Annotated in this window: 18 protein-coding genes, 2 pseudogenes and 1 riboswitch; of the genes and pseudogenes, 10 read left to right on the top strand and 10 right to left on the bottom strand. The window is 59.3% G+C overall.

The features are described 5' to 3' along the window. Window positions 1-5 precede the first annotated feature (5 nt). Together CAter10_RS19595 and CAter10_RS19590 are read right to left on the bottom strand one after the other, a co-directional pair. Complete coding sequence (locus tag CAter10_RS19595; RefSeq protein WP_061534749.1) at window positions 6-413, bottom strand: ExbD/TolR family protein; 408 nt, start codon at window positions 411-413, stop codon at window positions 6-8. A 182-nt stretch (window positions 414-595) separates the two neighbouring features. Then, window positions 596-1,165 (bottom strand): hypothetical protein, encoded by a 570-nt coding sequence (locus CAter10_RS19590; protein WP_061534748.1) that lies wholly within the window; start codon window positions 1,163-1,165, stop codon window positions 596-598. A gap of 136 nt (window positions 1,166-1,301) precedes the next feature. Between CAter10_RS19590 and CAter10_RS19585 the strand changes: the two genes are divergently transcribed. Then, window positions 1,302-1,664: a hypothetical protein gene (locus CAter10_RS19585; RefSeq protein WP_061534747.1), complete on the top strand. Its 363-nt coding sequence runs from the start codon at window positions 1,302-1,304 to the stop codon at window positions 1,662-1,664. 95 nt (window positions 1,665-1,759) lie between these two features. Here the strand turns inward: CAter10_RS19585 and CAter10_RS23815 are convergent, their stop codons facing one another. After that, entirely contained in the window at window positions 1,760-3,379 is a 1,620-nt protein-coding gene (locus CAter10_RS23815; RefSeq protein ID WP_061534746.1) for an NAD(P)/FAD-dependent oxidoreductase, read from the bottom strand. 268 nt (window positions 3,380-3,647) lie between these two features. Between CAter10_RS23815 and CAter10_RS19575 the strand changes: the two genes are divergently transcribed. Next, window positions 3,648-3,965, top strand: a complete 318-nt coding sequence (locus CAter10_RS19575; protein ID WP_061534745.1) for a YXWGXW repeat-containing protein — start codon at window positions 3,648-3,650, stop codon at window positions 3,963-3,965. Between the two features lie 64 nt (window positions 3,966-4,029). On the opposite strand, the gene mnmC is transcribed toward CAter10_RS19575, so the two are convergent. Then, window positions 4,030-5,802: a bifunctional tRNA (5-methylaminomethyl-2-thiouridine)(34)-methyltransferase MnmC2/FAD-dependent 5-carboxymethylaminomethyl-2-thiouridine(34) oxidoreductase MnmC1 gene (mnmC, locus tag CAter10_RS19570; RefSeq protein WP_231879071.1), complete on the bottom strand. Its 1,773-nt coding sequence runs from the start codon at window positions 5,800-5,802 to the stop codon at window positions 4,030-4,032. 219 nt (window positions 5,803-6,021) lie between these two features. Between mnmC and hemN the strand changes: the two genes are divergently transcribed. Then, window positions 6,022-7,440 (top strand): oxygen-independent coproporphyrinogen III oxidase, encoded by a 1,419-nt coding sequence (gene hemN / locus CAter10_RS19565; RefSeq protein WP_061534743.1) that lies wholly within the window; start codon window positions 6,022-6,024, stop codon window positions 7,438-7,440. Window positions 7,441-7,452: 12 nt separating this feature from the next. Here hemN and fnr read toward each other — a convergent pair whose 3' ends face one another. The 3 genes from fnr to CAter10_RS19550 form a co-directional block, all read right to left on the bottom strand. Beyond that, window positions 7,453-8,205, bottom strand: a complete 753-nt coding sequence (gene fnr / locus CAter10_RS19560) for a fumarate/nitrate reduction transcriptional regulator Fnr (protein WP_061534742.1) — start codon at window positions 8,203-8,205, stop codon at window positions 7,453-7,455. Window positions 8,206-8,295: 90 nt separating this feature from the next. Beyond that, window positions 8,296-9,384 (bottom strand): fatty acid desaturase, encoded by a 1,089-nt coding sequence (locus CAter10_RS19555; protein WP_231879064.1) that lies wholly within the window; start codon window positions 9,382-9,384, stop codon window positions 8,296-8,298. Between the two features lie 118 nt (window positions 9,385-9,502). Beyond that, window positions 9,503-10,420 (bottom strand): TraB/GumN family protein, encoded by a 918-nt coding sequence (locus CAter10_RS19550; protein WP_061534741.1) that lies wholly within the window; start codon window positions 10,418-10,420, stop codon window positions 9,503-9,505. Between the two features lie 149 nt (window positions 10,421-10,569). On the opposite strand from CAter10_RS19550, the gene CAter10_RS19545 reads away from it, so the two are divergent. The 7 genes and pseudogenes from CAter10_RS19545 to CAter10_RS19515 all read left to right on the top strand — a co-directional run bounded on the left by CAter10_RS19545 (window position 10,570) and on the right by CAter10_RS19515 (window position 17,944). Continuing rightward, on the top strand, window positions 10,570-11,265 hold the full coding sequence (locus CAter10_RS19545; RefSeq protein ID WP_061534740.1) for an HAD-IA family hydrolase: 696 nt from the start codon (window positions 10,570-10,572) through the stop codon (window positions 11,263-11,265). 150 nt (window positions 11,266-11,415) lie between these two features. Continuing rightward, window positions 11,416-11,991 (top strand): nucleoid occlusion factor SlmA, encoded by a 576-nt coding sequence (gene slmA, locus CAter10_RS19540; protein WP_061534739.1) that lies wholly within the window; start codon window positions 11,416-11,418, stop codon window positions 11,989-11,991. A 226-nt stretch (window positions 11,992-12,217) separates the two neighbouring features. After that, a pseudogene (locus tag CAter10_RS19535) lies at window positions 12,218-13,389 on the top strand (ABC transporter substrate-binding protein). Next, window positions 13,390-14,451 carry a branched-chain amino acid ABC transporter permease gene (locus tag CAter10_RS19530; RefSeq protein ID WP_061534738.1) on the top strand — a complete coding sequence of 354 codons (1,062 nt, stop codon included), beginning with the start codon at window positions 13,390-13,392 and terminating at the stop codon, window positions 14,449-14,451. It begins immediately after the preceding pseudogene. Beyond that, window positions 14,451-16,253 carry a branched-chain amino acid ABC transporter ATP-binding protein/permease gene (locus CAter10_RS19525; protein ID WP_417924697.1) on the top strand — a complete coding sequence of 601 codons (1,803 nt, stop codon included), beginning with the start codon at window positions 14,451-14,453 and terminating at the stop codon, window positions 16,251-16,253. Before CAter10_RS19530 ends, CAter10_RS19525 begins: the two co-directional genes overlap by 1 nt. Then, a complete protein-coding gene (locus CAter10_RS19520; protein WP_061534736.1) occupies window positions 16,246-17,004 on the top strand; it encodes an ABC transporter ATP-binding protein in 759 nt (252 codons plus the stop codon). Before CAter10_RS19525 ends, CAter10_RS19520 begins: the two co-directional genes overlap by 8 nt. A 94-nt stretch (window positions 17,005-17,098) precedes the next feature. Continuing rightward, a riboswitch (FMN riboswitch) is annotated at window positions 17,099-17,246 on the top strand. Window positions 17,247-17,389: 143 nt separating this feature from the next. Beyond that, on the top strand, window positions 17,390-17,944 hold the full coding sequence (locus tag CAter10_RS19515) for a 6,7-dimethyl-8-ribityllumazine synthase (protein ID WP_061534735.1): 555 nt from the start codon (window positions 17,390-17,392) through the stop codon (window positions 17,942-17,944). A gap of 58 nt (window positions 17,945-18,002) precedes the next feature. Here the strand turns inward: CAter10_RS19515 and CAter10_RS19510 are convergent, their stop codons facing one another. The 3 genes and pseudogenes from CAter10_RS19510 to CAter10_RS19500 form a co-directional block, all read right to left on the bottom strand. Continuing rightward, window positions 18,003-18,761, bottom strand: a complete 759-nt coding sequence (locus CAter10_RS19510; protein ID WP_061534734.1) for a HesA/MoeB/ThiF family protein — start codon at window positions 18,759-18,761, stop codon at window positions 18,003-18,005. A 90-nt stretch (window positions 18,762-18,851) separates the two neighbouring features. Continuing rightward, window positions 18,852-20,356: pseudogene (locus CAter10_RS19505) on the bottom strand (S41 family peptidase). A gap of 3 nt (window positions 20,357-20,359) precedes the next feature. After that, the gene (locus tag CAter10_RS19500; RefSeq protein ID WP_231879062.1) at window positions 20,360-21,802 is read right to left on the bottom strand and encodes a murein hydrolase activator EnvC family protein; all 1,443 of its coding nucleotides are present in this window, start codon (window positions 21,800-21,802) and stop codon (window positions 20,360-20,362) included. Window positions 21,803-21,895: the final 93 nt, after the last annotated feature.

The following is a 21,895-nucleotide window of genomic DNA, read 5'->3' as shown; positions in this document are numbered from 1 at the left end:
TGGGCTTACGGCTTGCGGGTAGCGATGGAGATCGACTCGAAGCCGTTCTGCTTCAGGTTGTCCATGACTTCCACCAGGCGCTGCACCTCGACGCCACGGTCACTATTGACGATCACGTTAAGTTTCTCGCCGTCCTTCTTGGCTTGATTCAGGCGCGTTGCCAGCTCACCGATTTTGGTATCGACGCCATCCACCTGCAATGCGTCGTTCAAACCGATCGTGATAACGGCCTTGTTTTGCGGTTTTAAATCCTGCGCGCTGCTGGCGCTCGGCAAATGGGTTTTCAAGCCGAGCGCGGGAATCACGTTGAGACTGATCAATACAAAAAACACCAGCAGGAACATCATCACGTCGATCATCGGAATAATTTCGACGCGGGCTTTCCGCTTTTTTGGTTCGTCCCAACTACGCATTGCCGCACTCCAGTTGAATATTTGCAGAGATAGCGATCTGTTTGATCGCTATAATTTCTATAACTGTGCGGCAGGATAACGACGAAATATTTCGTCAGTATTACAATCGGTTTCAATTACGGCGCATGTGGTCGCAGCACCACGTGCTTGCGCGTTATTGCCGTGCGAGTAATTGCAAATGATTAACGGCGGGGCAGTGGAAAGAAGGACAGTAGCATCTTGATCGCGTAGACCACGATCAGCGAACCGGTCAGGTCGCCGATCGACATCACGATCAGGCCCGACCAGAAATGATAGGAGATGCCGCGCATGACGAACCACATCAGCTGCAGCAGTGGATTGGTCAGGCCATACAACAGGATGCAAGCGAGCAGGCGGGTGGTTGTCAGATTGCTCAACGAGCGCTGCAGGTGCATTTCCTGCAGCGTGAAGCGATAAGCCAGATAGGGCGCCAGCGCCGAGATCACGCTATAGCCGACAGTGGTGACTGGATCGCCGGGAAATATGGCATAGATGCTGGAGGTCAGCAGCGAGGCGATGAGGATGCCGAGCACGCCGGATTCGGCAAACAGCAAGGTGCAAATAAGCCGTATGCCGGCAGGCAGATAGACCCAGGCGATTCCTTGTGTAAACTCGATTTGCTTGAACAGCCAGTCATTTGCCATGTAGACCAGTATGTAGACGACCACGGTGGTACTGACCGTCATCAGGCTGAGGTGCAATTTCGCGGCAGGAGACGAAGTGGAGGACATGGCGCGCGTATATTACCGAAGTATCCGTATGCGCGCAGGAAAGATACTTGCGAATGTTGTTAAATGACGAGTATCATCGATACAAATTTAAGAGCGCTACCAGACTGTTCCACATTACAGAATTGATAAAGTAGCCATGGACAAACATAATCGCCCCGCCGATATTTACGTGCGTTTTCTGCAATTGGCGAATGCCTTGCGCGGCTTGCCGTCGTTGCCATCGCTGGACCCGCTGGAAGATCGCATCCTGGCTTTCGTGGCGCGCGCCGGGCAAGCGAAGGAGCGCCTGTCGGTGCGCGACATGATGGCGCAAAGTGAACTCGGTTCGCCGGCCATGCTGCATGCGCGCCTGAAATCAATGCGCGAAAAAGGCTGGATCGTCCTCAGCGATACCGACGATACGCGCCGCAAGCAGATCGAGTTGAGCCAGGCCGCCTGGCTGCATTTCGACAAATTGTCGAAATGTCTGGTGCAGGCAACGCGCGACGCCAGCAAGTAGTCGTTCGTCGTAGATAGGATTTTCCAAAAAAATACGCCAGCTTGAACTGGCGTATTTTTTTGCGGCAAAGAATCGAAAAATCCAAATCCGACCGTTTAATTTTTCCCCAGTATGCTCAGCGCCACCGCTTCCGCCACCCGGATGCCGTCAATCGCCGCCGACATGATGCCTCCCGCATAACCGGCACCTTCGCCGGCCGGAAACAGGCCAGTAGTGTTCAGGCTTTGCAGATTGTCGTCGTGACGTTTGATGCGGATCGGTGACGAAGTGCGGGTTTCAACGCCGGTCAGCACCGCATCGGCCATCGCGAAGCCGCGAATTTGTTTGTCGAATGCCGGCAATGCTTCACGCATGGCGGTAATAGCGTAGTCCGGCAGCGCGGTGCTGAGATCGCCCAGGTGCACGCCGGGTTTGTAGGATGGGATCACCGAGCCGAGCGTAGTCGATGGACGGCCTGCGAGGAAGTCGCCGACCAGCTGGCCGGGAGCGTCGTAAGTGCCGCCGCCCAGTTCGAAGGCGCGCGATTCCCACTCGCGCTGGAAGGCGATGCCGGCCAGCGGATGGCCGGGATAGTCGGCCGGCGTGATGCCGACCACGATGCCGCTATTGGCATTACGTTCGTTGCGCGAATACTGGCTCATGCCGTTGGTAACGACGCGGCCCGGCTCCGATGTGGCTGCGACTACAGTGCCGCCCGGGCACATGCAGAAGCTGTAAACCGCACGGCCATTTTCGGCATGATGCACCAGCTTGTAGTCAGCCGCGCCGAGGATAGGATTGCCGGCGCTGGGGCCGAAGCGGCAGCGGTCGATCAGTGATTGCGGATGCTCGATGCGGAAGCCCAGCGAGAACGGTTTGGCTTCGATGTAGACGCCGCGGTCGTACAGCATCTGGAAGGTGTCGCGGGCGCTGTGACCGATCGCCAGCACCACATGGTCGGTAACGATGGTCTCGCCGCTGGCCAGCACCACGGCCTGTACCTGGCCCTGGCCGTTTTCGGACTTGATGGTGATGTCTTCCACCTTTTGCTGGAAGCGGAATTCGCCGCCCAACGCTTCGATGGTAGCGCGCATCTGCTCGACCATCTTGACCAGCCGGAAAGTGCCGATGTGCGGTTTGCTGACGTACATGATTTCTTCGGGCGCATCGGCCTTGACGAATTCAGTCAGCACCTTGCGGCCGTAATGCTTGGGATCCTTGATCTGGGTCCACAGCTTGCCGTCGGAAAAAGTGCCGGCGCCACCCTCGCCGAACTGGACGTTCGATTCCGGTTGCAGCTCCCGTTTGCGCCACAAACCCCAGGTGTCCTTGGTACGTTCCCGCACCGCTTTGCCGCGTTCCAGGATAATCGGATTGAAACCCATCTGCGCCAGGATCAGGCCGGCAAACAGGCCGCAAGGGCCGGTGCCGATCACCACCGGACGCGATTTCAACTGGCTCGGCGCTTGCGCCACGAAGTGGTAATTGGTATCCGGCGTCGGCATCACGGTGCGGTCGCGCGCCAGGCGTTTGAGGACTTCGGCTTCATCCTTCAACTCGACATCCACGGTGTAGGTCAGGATGACCGCGGATTTTTTGCGCGCATCGTAGCTACGGCGGAAAATCGTGTAACCAAGCATGGCTTCGGCGCCGATTCCCAGGCGTTCCAGGATCGCGCTGTGTAGCGCGTCTTCCGGGTGGTCGAGGGGGAGTTGTACTTCATTCAATCGCAACATGGGTATTCCGGGAAGTCAGGTGGGGTTTCGGGTCTGGCGTCGCACTGCGGCAACTTTGCTGCGTTGCCCCACAATTATTTTGTAAAACGACAATGCCGTCCGGCAGAGCGCCATTTTACCTTAGGGGCGGCGCCGTGGCAGCCCTGCGGGCGATTCAGGAGCGGCTGGAGTCTGTATCTTTTGGAAACACAAAATTACAAGTGCCTGCATATTTATGACCTATATTTAATCGTCGCTCGATGTTTTTAAACGAATCAGGAGGTGGTCGATGAAAATCAAATCCATTTTGTGCATCAGCTTGCTGACCTTGGGCGCAGGATTGATGGCGCCAATGAGCCCTGCGCAGGCGCAGGCCTATGTGAGTGTCCGTATCGGCCAACCACCTCCACCACGCTATGAAGTGGTGCCGCCGCCACGTCGCGGTTTTGTCTGGGCGCCGGGTTATTGGCGCTGGGATGGCCGTCGGCATGTGTGGATGAGCGGTTCGTGGATCAGGGCGCGGCCGGGTTACCGCTATGTGCCACCACGCTGGGAGCGTGGTCCGCGCGGCGATTGGCGGTTCAGGCCGAATCAGTGGGCTCGTTAAGCCGGTTACTAAGCCGCTTGATCTGATGCGAAAGGCGCCTGTGGGCGCCTTTTTTCATGCGGCGTTATTCGGTGCGACGTTGTTTTTTGAGTAAAAACCGCGCCGGATCAAGTGCTGCCGCCAGTTCGCTTTCCAGCGGTAGCGGTTCGCCGTCCAGTTGCGCCGCCAATATTTCCGCTGCCAGCGGCGCCCAGATCAGGCCACGCGAGGCGTAGCCGAGCAGACCATAGAGTCCGTGTAGGCGTGGCAAGTCGTGTAGTTTTGGTTCGCGCACAGGGCTTGCCGCGCCGCTGTCCGGCAACGCACCCACCAACGGCAAACGATCGCTCGCCACGCAGCGAAAGCCGACTCGTCCACGCAATGGCAAATTTTCTTGACGCCAGTCCGGCAACATTCTTGCCAGGCGCGTCAGGTTATCGTCCTGGCTGGTTTGCCGCAGCGTCGGTTGATCATCCTCATCGTACGACGCGCCGCTGCTGCAGATACCGGCATAGGCCGGCGTCAGGTAGGCTTCGCCGCACAGTACCGGAGCGATGGCAGGCACGCTGGCCGTGTCGAGATGGGTAATCTGCCCGCGGATGGCTGTCAACGGCAGGTCTTGCGCCTGCGGGAAATCCAATGCGCCGCAGGCGTTGGCCAGGATGACTACCGGCGCGCTGGCAATCTTCGCGCCGTGTGAATCGCGCACCAGCCATTCCTCGTCGATGCGTTCAAGGCTGGCCGCGCGTTGTCCAAAATGAGATTGCAGCGCGGTGCCGCAATCTTCCAGCATGGCTTGGCACAGGCTACCCGGCTGCACCCAGCCGGCGGCGCGGAAGTGCCAGCCGCCGGCGCTGACTCGGCAACCGGCAAGGCGCGATGCCGCGGTTTGCTCGATCCATTCGGCAAATTTGGCAGGATAGCGCCAGTGCGCGGCCAATTGGCGTTGTGCTTCGGCATGCGTATCGTCGCGGGCAATTTGCAGGACGCCACAGGTGGCGCCGCTGAACGCCTGGCCGATGCCGCCGAGATTGCGCCACACTTGTTGCGCAAACTGGTAGGCGTTGCGGCTCAGACGCGAGCTTGGGTTGTCGTCGCGCGACAGCAGCGGCATGAAAATGCCGGCGCTGTTGCCCGACGCTTCCTGCGCCGGCGCTGCGTGGCTTTCCAGCAGTGTGACGCGCCAGCCGCGTCGCGCCAGGCGCTGGCAGGCGGCGCTGCCGGCCAGCCCGGCGCCGATGACGATTGCGTGGCGCTCGCCGTCCGGTCGCGCGGCTGCAAGAGGTACGCGTGCGGTGAAGCGCGGTGCAAACTCCGCATGCAGCATGCCATCGGCATCAGGTGCATCGTTGCCGAATGCGAAGCCGCTTTGTTCAAGTCTCTTGCGCCGTGCTTCGTCAACGGCCGGAAGTGTGAGACCGGCATGTTTGCCGGCCAGTTTACCCAGTGTGCCGAGCGTCGGCAGCGACCAGTCCTGCCAGTTGCACCCATGCAGGTAGAAAGCATCAACGCTAGCTGCAATTTGCCGCAAACAGGTGGCGCTGTCGCCGCACATCAGCGTCAGAACCACCTGTTCTCGTTCCAGAAGCAGGCGATGAAATCCCGGGAGCGCTGCGGGCCATGAGGCGCACAGTTCGGTCGACAGCGTTTGCCATGCAGGTTGCCGGTTGCAGGTTCGTTGCACATCCTGCACTGTTGGCATGTGCGGCGCCAACGCCAGGTAATTCAGCCGACGCGGCCGTTGAGGATCATCGCGCCAGGCCTGCCAGGCGGCAAGAAAATGCGCACCGTCGCCAAATTCGTTATCCAGCAATACGAAACGCTGCCGTCCGTTCCAGCGACGGCGGAGATCTGACAATGCGGTCGCGTTGTGGGTTGAAGGCATGGAGTGACAGCATGGTAAGTGGATAAGACCGGATTATATGCAGTATCGGCGCGCAATACCCATATGCAGCATTGGCAAGAGCCGCGTCAAGTTGATCTATGTCAAAGCGCTCGCCACCTGCGCAGGATACGCTTGGTCTGGTCGATGTGGTCAGTGCAAGTTGCTGACGCATCCAATTGCCGGAGCTTGTACATGCAGATTTCCAATGAATCGACGCCTGCCGTTGCAGCTGTTGCTTTCGACGCCGCGCTGTTGCGCAAGCTTAATCAGCTTGGGCCGCGCTACACCTCCTATCCAACGGCTGACCGGTTTTCAGAGGCGTTCACGGCCGATGATTATCAGCATGCGGTTGCGCGTCGGCGCGACATGGGGGCGCGCCATGCTCTGTCGCTCTACCTGCACATCCCGTTCTGCAACACCATCTGCTATTACTGCGCTTGCAACAAAGTGGTTAGCAAGAATACCGCCAAGGCGGCTCTCTATCTGACATATCTGCAGCGCGAGATATCGATGCAAGCGGCCTTGTTCGAAGGGATGAATCAGGTAGAGCAGTTGCATTTCGGCGGCGGCACGCCAACCTTTCTGAGTGACGATCAGATGGATGGACTGATGGCGCACCTGCATCGCAACTTCGAGTTCGCAGCGGACGAACAGGGCGAATACTCGATCGAGATCGATCCGCGTACGGTGACGCCGGCTCGCATCGTCACTTTGCGGCGGCAAGGCTTCAATCGGATCAGTCTGGGCGTGCAGGATTTCGATCCGGCGGTGCAGCAGGCAGTCAATCGCATCCAGCCTGAAGAAGATACGTTGAAGATAATCGATGCCGCACGTTATGCAGGTTTTCGGTCAGTTAGCATCGACCTGATCTACGGATTGCCGCGGCAGAATGTAATCTCGATGTCGCAAACGCTGAACAAGGTAATTGCCGCATCGCCGGATCGCATCGCGATCTACAATTACGCGCACATGCCGCATATTTTCAAGCCACAACGCCGCATTGCCGAGAGTGAGCTGCCGACCCCGGATGCCAAGATCGACATGCTGTTCCTGTGCATCAAGCGCCTGACCGATGCCGGTTATGTCTACATCGGTATGGATCATTTCGCCAAACCGGATGACGACCTGGCGATTGCCCAGCGTCAGGGTCGCCTGCACCGCAATTTCCAGGGATATTCGACGCATGCCGAGGCCGATCTGGTCGCCTGCGGCGTATCTGCCATCAGTGCGGTCGGCGCCAGCTACAGCCAGAACGAGAAGACGCTGGAGGCTTATTACCAGCGTCTCGATCGGCATGAGTTGCCGATTGCGCGCGGCATCAAGCTGAGCATGGATGATTTGCTGCGGCGTCTAATCATCCAGCACCTGATGTGTCACTTCGAGCTGTCGCTGGCATCGATCGAGATAGCGCATCCGATCAAATTCTCCGAGTATTTCGCCAGCGAACTGGCGCAGCTGGAACTGCTGGCCGCGGACGGCTTGCTCAATCTGGATGACGAATGGATTACCGTCACTATGAAAGGGCGCCTGCTGATCCGCAATATCTGCATGGTATTCGACCGCTATCTTGATCCGGAAAAATCTCCGTTGCGCTATTCGAAAACCATTTGATGCGGGGCTGGATCAGTTGCAGACCTCGGCGCCGGTCGCTACTATTTTGAGGGCTGCCAGATCGACCAATTCGATATCGCGGTTGCTGACCTTCAGCATGCCGTCTTTCTTCAGCTTGGAAAGCATGCGACTGATGCTTTCGATGGTTAATCCGAGATAGTTGCCAATGTCTTCGCGCGTCATGCGCAATTGAAAATTGGTCGGAGAGTAGCCGCGCGCGGCATAACGTGCCGACAGGTTCACCAGAAAAGCCGCAAAACGTTGTTCGGCACGCATATTGCCGAGCAACAGGATGACGCTTTGCTCGCGCGTGATTTCCTTGCTCATGATGCGATGGAAATGACGCAGCAGTGTCGGGATGTCGCTGAACAATTCTTCCAGGCGGGAGAATGGAATTTCGCATACTTCGCTATCTTCCAACGCCACTGCATCGCATTGATGGGTGTCGGTGCTGATGGCATCCATGCCGAGCAGCTCGCCGCTCATCTGAAAGCCTGTGATCTGTTGCGCGCCATCTGGGTTGGCCTGGTAGGTCTTGAATTGTCCTACCCGTACCGCATACAGTGAGCTGAACTTGTCACCGATCCGATACAAGGTGTCGTCGCGCCGCACGCGGCGGCGGCCGATAATGCGGTCGAGACGTTGCATATCGGCTTCTTCCAGCCCCATCGGCAGGCAAAGCTGGTGCATGCTGCACGAGGAGCAGCTGCTGCGTAAGGCGGAAATGTCCAGCAGCGGCGCTGTACAGAGTGACGGTTGATTCATGGCGCGGTCCGATAGAAGGCGTGGCGTTGCACATGCCACGACACGCTATTCTACCGCCACGCACCAATGAATTGCCGCTATCGGGCCAAATCAAGCGACAATTGTCGCTGCGCTGGTCGGTATGCCAGAGAAATCGGTCCAGCAGCGCCGGCGGAAATCGTAGAGTTTGCAGCGCCGCGCCGTATCGAAATACCAGCGCCACGAGAATTTCTGGATCACGATTCGCAGCGGCAACATGGTTTCAAGGATCTGCTGTGCTTCCTGCAAGCGATACAGCGGGATGCTCATGTCGACGTGATGCGCGGTGTGTTCCATGATGTGATGCAGCAGCGCGCCGATGCGATAGCGGAAGGTCAGGTGCACTGTGGTCGAGACAAATGGCTGCGCTGCGGCCCAGACGGTTTTCTGGTCATACCAGGCAACGCCGGTGTGGGTGTGATGGACATACACGACGAAGCCGATCATTGCGTTCCAGAACAGGAACGGCACCACAAAGCCGGCCAGCAAGGTCAGCCAGAGCGCCTGCCCGGTAGCCAGTGCAGCGGCGCTCAGTGCGGCGATCCAGAGCAGCGCCGCCACGGTTACCAGTATGCCGTCCCAGATGAATACCGAACGTCGCGTCGGCATGGTCTTGCGGCTCGGGAAGTACATGCGCTGCCACCACATTTCAACCAGATAGTACAGCCACGGGCCCCAGCCGCTGCGATAGATGCGCTCCAGCCACTGGCGCCAGCGCGGCAGCGCCTGGAACTCCTCCAGCGAGAGCGGATGCCAGACGAAGTCGAAACCCTTCAGGTTGGTGTAGCCGTGGTGCACCACGTTATGGCCGACATCCCACAAGCTGTACGGCGTCAGCGACGGCAGGAACACCAGGCGCCCGAGCCAGCGGTTGAGGCGCCGGTGCGGCGTGAAACTTTGATGGCAGGCATCGTGGCCGAGAATGAACAGGCGACCGATGACGAAACCTGCGACGCAGCCGAAAAATAATTTTGCCGCGGCATTGTGCAGCCACACAGTGGCGCTGATCGCCAGCGCGAACAGGGCCAGGTCGAGTAACACCAGGGCCAGTGCGCGACCGGTGTTGCGTTGTGCGACGGGCAGCAGCCAGGAGCGGATCACCTTGCGATGCGGCATGGGTGCCGACGGCGGCACCGGATCGGGCAAGTGGGACGAAATCATGGACAAACCTTTGATAATGAAGAGAGAGACGCCGGCCGATCTTAGAAGATTTGCAAAGGCCAGACGTTGACTTCGATCAAAGATTTGCGAGATAAGCGGAAAACGCCGCAGATGAGCCCTAGTAAACCCGCTGTACCGTATAGCCGCGCTGTTGGAGCAGCGTCAGCACGCTATTGGCGCCAACCAGATGCAGCATACCGACGCCGACGAAGGCATCGGGCGAGGCGTTGGTCAGCTTGTCAATGCCGTCCGCCAGGCCGGGATTCCTGCCATCGAGCAATGCGCGTTGCACGAAGCGGCCGGTAAACGTGTCTTCGCCGGTCATCTCAGCCAGCATCGCCGCCAGGCCGTCGGTGTCGCCGTTGCGCCACAGGGTTATCAGTTGCAGCGAGCGCTGCGCCTTGACCGGGTCCTGAATCTCGTCGACGCTGTCCTGCAGGAACTGGATTTGCTCGCTGTCCGACAGGCTGCCCAGCAACGACAATTGTTGTTCCGGCGTTTCCAGTTCAACCAGGCGCTTGTTGCTGCTTTTTGCGAAATTCGCAAGGTTGGTGTCGACGCCGTATTGCGGTAGATAACCTTGGCTGGTGTATTCGCTGATGCCGAGCACTGTAGCCAGCAGCCACGGCTTCAAGTTGGCGACGCTGGCCGGCGTCACGCCGTACTTTTCCAACAAGGCGCCAAGATCCTTTTGCAGCGCGGCCGGCAGGTCTTTCTGATGTGGTTTGCCATCGGCATAGACGCCATACTTGGCCATGAGCGGAGCCAGCGCCTGGGCATTGTTCGGATCGATTTCCAGCGCGATACACGACGAATGTTGTAGGGCTTGCAAGACCTTGCCATCGAGCGGATAAAAATCGGCGCGGCCGACGTGGATGGTGCCGAACACGTAGGCGCTGTGACCGGCGCGCTGGATCTTGAACAGCGCGCCGCCTTGGCGGCTGGTTGTCGTCGTCGGCTTTCCTGGCACGGCAGCGTCGTTGGCGCCGGCCGGGGCTGCCGCGACCAGCAAGGCACCCAGGCCCAGCGGCAGCATCAGTCGTCCCAACCCGCGGTTCCGCGCCGAGTGGGACAGCCTGTTGAGTAATGCGGCGCTTAAGCCCAATATCACTATAATCTGACGAAACACATTTCCCCCTTGATCAACGATTCTCCGTTTCCGGCAAAACAGTGGCTCACAAACGAATGACGAATACTACAGCGCTCTGGCTGTTCGATCTGGACAACACGCTGCATGATGCATCGCACGCGATTTTTCCGGCGATTCATGACAATATGAATGCATTCATGGCGCGCACGTTGGGCCGCGATGGCGTCAATGCCGACGCCGCCACGGTAGATGCTACCAGGGAGACCTACTGGCGGCGTTATGGCGCGACTTTGCTGGGCCTGGTCAAGCATCACCAGGTGCGGCCAGAGGATTTTTTGCGGGAAGCGCATCATTTCGACGATTTGTTGAGTATGATTCGGGCCGAACGCGGCCTGATCAATTTGTTGAAGCGGCTGCCAGGCCGCAAGATATTGCTGACCAATGCGCCGCACCGTTATTCGAGCGATGTGATGCGGCATTTGCGCTTGCAGCGGCATTTCGGCAAGCATATCTCGATCGAGTCGATGCACGTGCACCGGCAACTGCGGCCGAAACCGTCGCGTCACATGCTGCGGCAACTGATTGCGCGGGAGCGGGTGGCGGCAGGGCGCTGCATTCTGGTAGAGGATACGATCGCTACGCTGAAGGCCGCCAAATGGGTCGGCATGCGCACGGCATGGGTGACGCAGTACCTGGGGGACAATCGGGATGTGATAAAGCGCCCCGGCTACGTCGATGTCAAAGTAAAATCCGTCCGGAAGCTGGCAAGGAATTTGCATCGGCTGCGTTGAAATTCAGTCGTTCAATGTCTACCATTCCGGGTTCGCCGTCAATCACGACGGATAGCCACGGACGTTGCAGGGAGTGCAACAACGGCAGGCATGGCGGCAGTCTCGTTTTCTTTATCTCGATCGATTCGATCCATTACTAAAATAAAAATCATGGCAACTACCAAACCTGGCGAACGCAAACTACAAATCCTGCAGACATTGGCGACGATGCTGGAACAGCCCAAGGGTGAAAAAATCACCACCGCCGCGCTGGCTGCAAAGATCGAGGTATCGGAAGCGGCACTGTACCGGCACTTCGCCAGCAAGGCGCAGATGTTCGAAGGCCTGATCGAATTCATCGAATCGACCGTGTTCGGGCTGGTCAACCAGATCACCGAGCAGCAGGAAAAAGGCTTGCACCAGGCGCAGGCGATTGCGCTGATGCTGCTCAATTTCGCCGAGCGCAATCCGGGCATGACGCGCGTCATCATCGGCGATGCGCTGGTCAACGAAGATGAACGTCTGCAATTGCGCATGAACCAGTTTGTCGACCGCATCGAGCTGGCGCTGAAGCAGGCGCTGCGGCTCGCCGCTTCGCAAGGCGAAACGAATGACACCGAAGCGACGCTGCGCGCCAACATCCTCACCAGTTTTGTGCTGGGGCGCTGGCAGCGTTTCGCCAAGAGCCGTTTCCAGCACAAGCCGGGCGAGGATGCCGCACAGCAGATCGCGTTGATGCTGGTGTAATGATGTTACCTGGCTGGATCCGTCCCGTTCGATGCGATTTGGCCGAATTTCCCGATTTTGCCTATCTCGTTGTGGTGTGGCCTGCTTGTCTGGCGGTAGTCGAAAAGCTACACTGGCAGCCGCCAACTCAGTACCCTGCTAACATCTGCGGTCGTGGCGACCGAGGCTGTTGCCGCTGAGCATAGACGCTAAAACCAGGCGTTACCACCATAATGGAGCACATCAAATGAAAAAAGCATGGTTGGGGACCACCCTTTCCGCATTAATGACAGTGGCGTTGGCTGCCAGCTACGGCAGTGCATTCGCCCAGATCAAGGTCGGCGTGAGTGTCTCTGCCACCGGACCCGCAGCCTCGCTCGGCATTCCCGAGAAAAATACCTTCCCCCTGTTGCCGAAGGAAATCGCCGGCCAGAAAGTGCAATACATCGTGCTCGACGATGCCACCGACAGCACCACCGCCGTCAAGAACGCGCGCAAGCTGATCAGTGAAGAAAAGGTTGATCTGCTGATCGGCTCGACAGCGGTTCCCGGTTCGCTGGCGATGAGCGACGTTGCCGCCGAATCCGGTACGCCGATGATTTCGATGGCCGCTTCGGCGTCGCTGGTCGAGCCGGTCGATGCCAAGCGCCGCTGGATTTTCAAGACGCCGCAAAACGACTCGCAGATGGCGACAGCAATCGTCGCTCATATGCTGGATGCCGGCGTCAAGAGCGTGGCCTTCATCGGCTTTTCGGATGCTTACGGCGAAGGTTGGTATCGCGAGTTCTCCAAACTGGCTGAACTGCGCAAGATCAAGATTGTTGCCAATGAACGTTTCGCTCGCCCCGATACTTCCGTAACCGGACAAGTGCTGAAGATCGTCAGCGCGAACCCTGATGCGGTGCTGATTGCCGGCGCCGGTACGCCGGCCGCATTGCCGCAAAAGACGTTGAAGGAACGCGGTTACAAAGGCAAGATCTATCAGACTCACGGCGTTGCCAATAACGATTTCCTGCGCGTCTGCGGCAAGGATTGCGAAGGCACGTACCTGCCAGCCGGGCCGTTGCTGGTGGCCGAACAGCTGCCGGACAGCAATCCGGTCAAGAAGTCCGCCATGGCCTACCGTACCGCCTATGAAAAGGCCTATGGCGCCGGCAGCATTTCCACTTTCGGCGGCCACGCCTGGGATGCCGGCATGCTGCTGGGCGCAGCCGCCCGCAAGCGCTGAAGAAGGGCAAGCCAGGCACGCCGGAATTCCGAGCTGCGCTGCGCGACGACATCGAAGCGATCAAGAATCTGCCGGTGTCGCAAGGCATCGTCAACATGAGTCCAACCGACCACGTGGGCTTCGACCAGCGCTCGCGCGTGATGGTGGAAATCGTCAACGGCAAGTGGAAACTGTTGGGCGCTGCGCAGTAAATGGATCTTTCAATCGCCGCCATCTTGGCTCAGGATGGCATCACCAGCGGCGCCGTTTATGCGCTGCTGGCGCTGGCGCTGGTACTGGTGTTTTCGGTTACCCGCGTCATTTTCATTCCGCAAGGCGAGTTCGTCGCCTTTGGTGCATTGACGTTGGCCGCGATACAAGCGGACAAATTTCCCCTGTCGGCAACGCTGCTGGTGCTGCTCGGTATTCTCAGCTTCATCCAGGAAACGGTAGCGGCCATGCTTGGCCGTAACGGCGAAAGTCGGCCCGCCATCGTGCGCCGCATCGCCCTGGCTTTCCTGAAATTCGTGCTGTTCCCGCTGGCGGTCTATGCGTTCGCGCGCCTATACGGCCATGCCACGCTGGCGATGCCGCTGCAGGTTCTGTTGACCTTGTTGATCGTGGTGCCGATGGGGCCAATGGTGTATCGATTGGCGTTCCAGCCGCTGGCGGAAGCCAGCACCCTGGTTCTGCTGATCGTGTCGGTGGCAGTGCATTACGCATTGATTGGCATCGGGCTGCTGATGTTCGGCGCCGAGGGGTCGCGCACCATACCGTTTTCCGATGCCAGCTTCCAGGTCGGCGGCTTGACTGTATCGGGCCAAAGTTGCGTGATCATTGGCGTGGCATTGCTGCTGATCGTGGCGCTCTATCTGTATTTTGAACGAACCTTGTCCGGCAAGGCGCTACGCGCCACCGCCGTCAACCGTCTCGGTGCGCAGCTGGTCGGCATCGGCACCGTGCAGGCGGGGCGCTTGGCGTTTACGCTGGCGGCTGCATTGGGCGCCTTGTGCGGCATCCTGATCGCGCCATTGACCACTGTGTATTACGACAGCGGCTTTCTGATCGGCTTAAAAGGTTTTGTCGGCGCCATCATCGGTGGCCTCGGCAGTTATCCAATTGCCGCTGCCGGCGCCATGCTGGTTGGCCTGCTGGAATCGTACTCGTCGTTCTGGGCCAGCGCCTTCAAGGAAGTGATCGTATTCACGCTGATCATCCCGGTACTGCTGTGGCGCTCGCTGACCAGCAAGCAGGTCGACGAGGAGGATCAATGATGCGTCAGCTCTCCATCGGCAAGCTGCCGTTCATCGTCTTCGCTGCGATCCTGGTTTTGCTGCCAGTCTTGCCGACACCGGAATTCTGGATCACGCTGGCCAACTACATCGGCCTGTATGCCATCGTCGCGCTGGGCCTGGTGCTGCTGACCGGCGTCGGCGGTCTGACTTCGTTCGGCCAGGCGGCATTCGTCGGCCTTGGCGCCTATTCGACCGCTTACCTGAGTACCCAGTTCGGCCTGTCGCCATGGCTCGGCCTGCTGGCCGGTTTGTGTGTGACGACGCTGGCGGCGTTGGCCATCGGCGCCATCACGATGCGCTTGTCCGGTCATTATCTGCCGCTTGGCACGATCGCCTGGGCCTTGTCGCTGTACTTCCTGTTCGGCAATCTGGAATTTCTCGGCAAGTACGACGGTTTGAATGGCATTCCCTCTATCAACCTGTTTGGCATCGAACTCGATACCGGGCGCAAGATGTTTTACCTGATCTGGATGATCTTGTTGATCGCACTGGCCGGCTTGCAGAACCTGCTGAATTCCCGTCCCGGACGCGCCATCCGTGCACTGAACGGCGGTGGCGTGATGGCCGAGGCGATGGGTGTCAATACGGCCTGGATCAAGGTCCTGATCTTTGTGCTGGCGGCGCTGCTGGCGAGCGTCTCCGGCTGGCTGTATGCACACCTGCAGCGCTCGGTGAGCCCGACGCCGTTTGGCCTCAATGCCGGTATCGAATACCTGTTCATGGCGGTAGTCGGCGGCGCCGGTTACGTATGGGGCGCAATCCTCGGATCGGCGCTGCTGACCTTGCTGAAGGATCAATTGCAATCGCTGTTGCCGAAATTACTCGGCGCCAGCGGCAATTTCGAAACCATCGTGTTCGGCATCCTGATGCTGCTGCTGTTGCAGCGCGCCCGCGACGGCTTGTGGCCGTATTTGCGCAAGCTGGTGCCGAGCAAACCGACGGCAGTGGCGCCGCTATCGGCGACAGCATTGCCGATTCGCGCCCGGCATGCGGATGGCGACGTGGTGCTGGAGATTGAAAACGCACGCAAGGAATTCGGCGGCCTGGTGGCAGTCAACGACATCAGCTTCAATGTGCGCGCCGGACAGATCGTCGGCTTGATCGGCCCCAACGGCGCCGGCAAGTCGACCATGTTTAATCTGGTCACCGGCGTCTTGCCGCTGACCAGCGGTACGATCCGTTTCCGCGCGCAACGCGAGTTGCAACAGATATCGGGCTTGCCTTCGCGCCAGATCGTGGCGCGCGGCATTGCACGTACCTTCCAGCATGTGCGGCTGATGCCGGCCATGACGGTGCTGGAGAACGTTGCCATTGGCGCCCATCTGCGCGGCAGCCATAACGATGTCAATGGCATCGCCGTCAGCCTGCTGCGGCTCAATCGCAATGAGGAGCGGGCACTGCTGTTTGAAGCCAAGCAGCAGTTGGAACGCGTCGGCCTCGGGCATTTGTTGTATGAAGAGGCCGGCAGCCTGGCGTTGGGCCAGCAGCGCATCCTGGAAATCGCTCGCGCGCTGTGTTGCGATCCGACCTTGCTGCTGTTGGACGAACCGGCGGCGGGTTTACGTTATCAGGAGAAACAGGCGCTGGCGGAATTGCTGCGCAAGCTGAAGGCGGAGGGCATGAGTATTTTGCTGGTGGAGCACGATATGGATTTTGTGATGAACCTGACCGATCAATTGGTGGTGATGGAATTCGGCACCAAAATTGCTCAGGGCTTGCCGGCGGAGATACAGCAAGACCCGGCCGTACTGGAAGCCTATCTGGGAGGTATCGATGACTAATGCTGTCGTCAATCCCGTGCTCGAAGTCACCGATCTGCATGTCGCCTACGGCAAGGTCGAGGCGCTGCACGGCGCCAGCCTGCAAGTCGGCGCCGGCCAGATCGTCACCGTCATCGGCCCCAATGGCGCCGGCAAATCGACCATGCTCAACGCGATTGCCGGCGCCATGCCGAACAACGGCAGCATGCGCGGCACCGTGCGTTTGCTGGGCCAGGATACTGCCGGCGTGGCGATCGAAACCCGCGTCGCGCGCGGCATGTGCCTGGTGCCGGAAAAGCGTGAGTTGTTCGCCAGCATGACGGTGGAAGACAATTTGCTGCTCGGCAGCTACCGCCGCTACAAGGCCGGAGAGCGTGCCTATGCCGACCAGATGGCGGTCGTGTACGATCTGTTTCCGCGCCTGCAGGAGCGGCGCAAGCAACAGGCTGGCAGCTTGTCTGGTGGCGAACGGCAGATGCTGGCGGTCGGCCGCGCGCTGATGGCCAAGCCGCAGCTACTGATGCTGGACGAGCCAAGCCTCGGCCTGGCGCCGTTGATCGTCAAAGAGATTTTCCACATCATCGTGCGCCTGAAGCAGACCGGCGTGGCGATCCTGCTGGTTGAACAGAATGCGCGCGCCGCATTGCAGGCCGCCGATTATGCGTATGTGCTGGAAACCGGCGACATGGTCTTGCAAGGTCCGGCGGCGGAGCTGGCAAATGATCCAAAGGTGATCGACACCTACCTTGGATTGGCGAAGAAAACCCATTGATGCGAATTGATTCGATCAGCGACGCCGGATTCGTCCGGCTTGTGCAGCGCCGCAATTTCTGTGATAAATTTGCTGCTCGCTTAATTAATTAAGCGAGTGTTCTCAGGGCGGGTGCGATTCCCCACCGGCGGTAATTGCGTGCAATGCGCATAGCCCGCGAGCGCTTGTCGGAGTAGCGACAAGGTCAGCAGACCCGGTGTGATCCCGGGGCCGACGGTATAGTCCGGATAAAGAGAGAACAGGCGGTCCGGTGTTTGCCTGGACGGGCTTGAGTGTTGCTGCGCGCGGCGGACGCGTGCCGCACTGCGATTGCCTGTCGTGTAAATTCCTGCCTCCTTTCGATCCAACGCGCCCTGTTTTTATTGATTAAACAGGAGTCAGTCAGATGCAACAGTCACAACAGCAACAACATCACCCAGTCGATATCAAATTCAAAGCACCAACCGCCGTCGCTGGCGAGCGCATCGCTTTTATCCAGGCGGGATGGCACCGCGATATCGTCGATCAATGCCGCATCTCCTTCATTGCCGAAATCGCCAAGTCCGGCTACACCGAAAACGATATCGATTTCTTTGAAGTCGCCGGCGCCTATGAAATTCCGCTGCATGCCAAATTGCTGGCAAACAGCGGCAACTATGCAGCTGTCGTCGCTACCGGCTTAGTGGTGGACGGTGGCATCTATCGTCATGAATTTGTCGCGCAGGCAGTGATCAGCGGCATGATGCAGGTGCAGCTGGAAACGGCGGTGCCGGTGCTGTCGGCGGTGCTGACGCCGCACCATTTCCATGGCGGCGAAGAACACCACAAATATTTCTATGAGCATTTCCTGGTCAAGGGCGCGGAGGCAGCGCGCGCCTGTGCCGATACGATCCAGAAGGTGCGTGCCTTGAAGGCACTGCAACAGCCTGCCAATTCGGCACGGGCGCTGCACAGCGCATAAATTGCGTAATCCGCCATCGCCTGCCGGGCTAACGGTGGGCGATGACCGAGGGCCTAAATCAGGAGTGTGGATGCGTTCCGCACACCAGGCAGCCGGCATCGCGCGCAACGCCGATGCGGCTCCATTCCATGCTGCGTGCATCCAGCATCAGCAACTTGCCGACCAGCGGCGTGCCGATACCGGCGATCAGCTTGAGCGCTTCGGCGGCCTGCATGCTGCCGATGATGCCGACCAGTGGCGCGAACACGCCCATGGTGGCGCAGGCGATTTCTTCAAATTCCCGATCCGGCGGAAACAGGCAGGCGTAGCAGGGCGAGCTTTCGTCACGTGCATCGAATACGCTGATCTGACCATCAAACTGGATCGCCGCGCCCGATACCAGCGGCACCTTGTGCGCAACGCAGGCACGGTTGATCGCGTGCCGGGTGGCGAAATTGTCGCTGCAATCGATCACCACGTCTGCGTTACCGATCAGTTCCGCAAGACGCGTTTCGTCGGCGCGCTCGGCCAGTGCGACGACCTTGATATCCGGATTGATCTGCGCCAATGCGGTCTTGCCGGAAGCTACCTTGGCCTGGCCGACGCGGTCGCTGGTGTGCAGGATTTGCCGCTGCAGGTTGGTCAGGTCGACCGTGTCGTTGTCGACCAGCGTGATGCTGCCGACGCCGGCCGAAGCCAAGTACAGCGCCACCGGCGAGCCGAGTCCGCCAGCGCCGATGACCAGCGCGCGCGCCGCCAGGATTTTCTCCTGGCCTTCGATGTCGATGTCATCCAGCAGGATGTGGCGCGAGTAGCGGAGTAGTTGCTGGTCGTTCATAGGATGCTGTCGATAAAGTCCGGAAGTGCAGAGTGACGGGGCGAAAAAAAAGACCGCATCGCTGCGGCCTTAGTGTAGCTGAAAAAAGTTTTATTTTTTCTGCTCTTTCTTGATGATGGCGCCGCCACCGGCCTTGTCATCGTCGAGCGGCGTCTTGTCGTCCTTGTCATCCTTTTCGGCGTCGCTGCGGCTTTCCGGCTTCACCTTGGAGATCTTGACCGGCAAGCCCTTCAGCTGGTTAAGCGCCTGCGCCAACTGGAAATCGTCTTTGCTGCCGTATTCCAGCGGCTTGCGTTTTTCTCGGCAGCGGCAATCCGTTGTGCTTCTTCCAGCTCATCGACTTTTGGCGAGGTTACTTCCGGCCCCTTGTCGGTGTCGTTGCTCAAATGCTTGGTCAGGTCGGCTTCACGCAGACGCAGTCCGTTCAGGCCATCGCCGTCGGCGTATTCATCGACCATCACATCCGGCACGATGCCCTTGGCCTGGATCGAGCGGCCGTTCGGCGTGTAGTAGCGCGCAGTGGTCAGCTTGACCGCGGTGGTGCGGTCCGGCGGCAATGCGATCACCGATTGCACCGAACCCTTGCCGAAGGTCTGGGTGCCCATGATGGTCGCACGCTTGTAATCCTGCAGCGCGCCGGCGACGATTTCCGAGGCAGAGGCCGAACCGGTATTGACCAGCACCACCATCGGCACCTTCTTCAGCGCTTCAGGCAGTTTCGCCAATGGATCGCTGCCTGGATTCGCATAGTATTCGCGCTTGGCGTAGAACGACGCCTTCGAGCTTGGCAACTGGCCGTTGGTGGTGACCACTACCGAATCCTTCGGCAGGAAGGCGGCAGAGACGCCGATCGCACCCGGCAGTACGCCGCCCGGATCGTTACGCAGGTCAAGCACCAGACCCTTCAGATTCGGCTCCTGCGCGTAGATCGCAGCGATCTTCTTGGCCATGTCGTCAACCGTCGGTTCCTGGAACTGAGTTACCCGCAGCCAGGCATAGCCCGGTTCGACTACTTTGGCCTTGACGCTCTGGACCTTGATTTCCTGGCGCGTGATGCTGATGATCAACGGCTTGTCTTCATCCTTGCGGGAAATGGTCAGCGTGATCTTGGTGTTCGGTTCGCCGCGCATGCGCTTGACCGCCTGGTCCAGGGTCAAGCCCTTGACCGGAGTTGCATCGAGGCGGGTGATCAGGTCGCCGGCCTTGATCCCGGCCCGGTAGGCCGGTGAATCTTCGATCGGCGACACAACCTTGATGTAGCCGTCTTCCATGCCGACTTCAATGCCGAGACCGACAAACTTGCCTTGCGTGCTCTCGCGCAACTCTTTGTAAGCTTTCTTGTCCAGATAGGCCGAGTGCGGATCGAGCGACGCTACCATGCCGGAAATGGCTTCGGTCAGCAGTTTTTTGTCATCCGCCGGTTCGACGTAGTCGGACTTGATCAGTCCGAATACATCGGCCAGTTGCCGCAGTTCTTCCAGCGGCAACGGAGCGGCCGCGCTCTTCTGCGCAATGGCGTCGAACTGGATTGAAGCGCCGATCCCTGCGATCACGCCCAAGCTGATGAGACCGATATTCTTGAGTTTACTGCCCATGTTTCACCTAGTAGTTACCCATCCGAGTGGGTCAAACGCACGGCCCTGATGCCGAATTTCGAAGTATAAACCCGATTGTTCGTTACCGCCGCTGTTGCCTGCACTGGCAATCACGTCGCCGGTTTTGACCGCGTCGCCGGGCCGCTTCAATAATGCCTGATTATTACCGTAAATGGTCATGTACTGGTTGCCATGGTCGACAATGATCAGATTGCCGAAGCCGCGCAGCCAGTCCGCAAAGACCACCCGGCCGGCGGCGACCGCCTTGACCTCGGCGCCTTCCGCAGTACGGATGAATAGTCCTTTCCAGGTCGGACCGTCGCCGCGCTTGGAGCCGAAGCGCGCCATCAGGTCGCCGCGCACCGGTAGCCGCAACTGGCCGCGTAGCGATTCGAACGGCCGCCCATAGGCGCCATCCTTGGCGTCAGGCAGTGGCGTCAGTTCGTTTCGGTCGGTTGCGGTCGGCGCGGTTTCTACCACCGGTGGCGCCGGTACCGGCTTGGTCACGGCCGCAGTCGGCGGCGGCTGGTCGTCGTCGATGGCATCCGGATTAACTGTTTTTGGCTTGTCCCGGGTATCGCTCGCCGGCGGCGTTTTCCGCGCCAGCGCGGCAGCGCGTTGCTGCTCCAATGCTTTCTGGCGCTCGCGTGCGGCCTGAGCCTTGGCTTGCGCTTGGGCCTGAGCCTGCGCTAATTGTTGCTGGCGCAGTTTCTCGCGGGCGGCGGCATCGGCTTTCTTTTGCGCCTCGATCAATTGGTCGAGGCGGTCGACCAGGCCCGACAGGCGCTGGTCGTCGCGCTGGATATTGCCGACTTCCTTGCGCTGGCTGGCCAATTTGCCTGACAACTGGGTCAGCAGCGCCGCACGCTTGGATTTTTCTTTTTCCAGCAAGGTCTTTTGATCGCGTTGTTCCTGGGCAATTTCATCCAGGTCATCCTTGGCATTCTGGGTTTCGGTCTGGTTGGCTTCGACCGCCGCCAGGTTGGCGCGCAGCGATTCCAGTAGCTTGGCTTGCGCCTGCGACACATAACCCATGTATTGCAGATCTCGGTTGATGCGGTTCGGGTTGTCGCCCGACAGCAGCAGTTTGATGCGGTCTTCGTTGCCAGCCAAGTATTGCTGGCGCAGCAGGTTGGCCAGTTGGGTCTGCTGGGTTGTCACGGTCTTGCTGAGTTCGTCGTGTTTCTTCGCCAGCTGGGCCAGTTTGGCTTGGGTCTGGCTTTGCTCCGTGCTCAGGTCGCGTAACGAGCGGTTGGCCTTGGAAATGGCGCTTTCGGAATCGGCCAGGGCGTCGCTGGCATTGTCTTTTTCAGTTTCGGTCTGGCTGATGTCGCGCTTGAGGACGTCGAGTTTTTCGCGCAAGTCGGCCCGCTGCGCTTCTGCCGCCTGTTTCTGCTTGCTGCGCTCGGTCGCTTTGGGAGCGGCCTGGGCCGGGAGCGGCAGCACTCCTCCCAGCGTTGCTGCCAGGATCAGCGCGGCAGCCGCCAGCCGCCGCTTGGCGGCACGGCCCTGTACGCAGATGCCCAGGATTTTCTCCAG

It is taken from the genome of Collimonas arenae (assembly GCF_001584165.1).
GTDB classification, from domain to species: domain Bacteria; phylum Pseudomonadota; class Gammaproteobacteria; order Burkholderiales; family Burkholderiaceae_D; genus Collimonas; species Collimonas arenae.
Note: the sequence above shows the minus strand (reverse complement) of the source record. Positions and strands in the feature narration are given on the sequence as shown.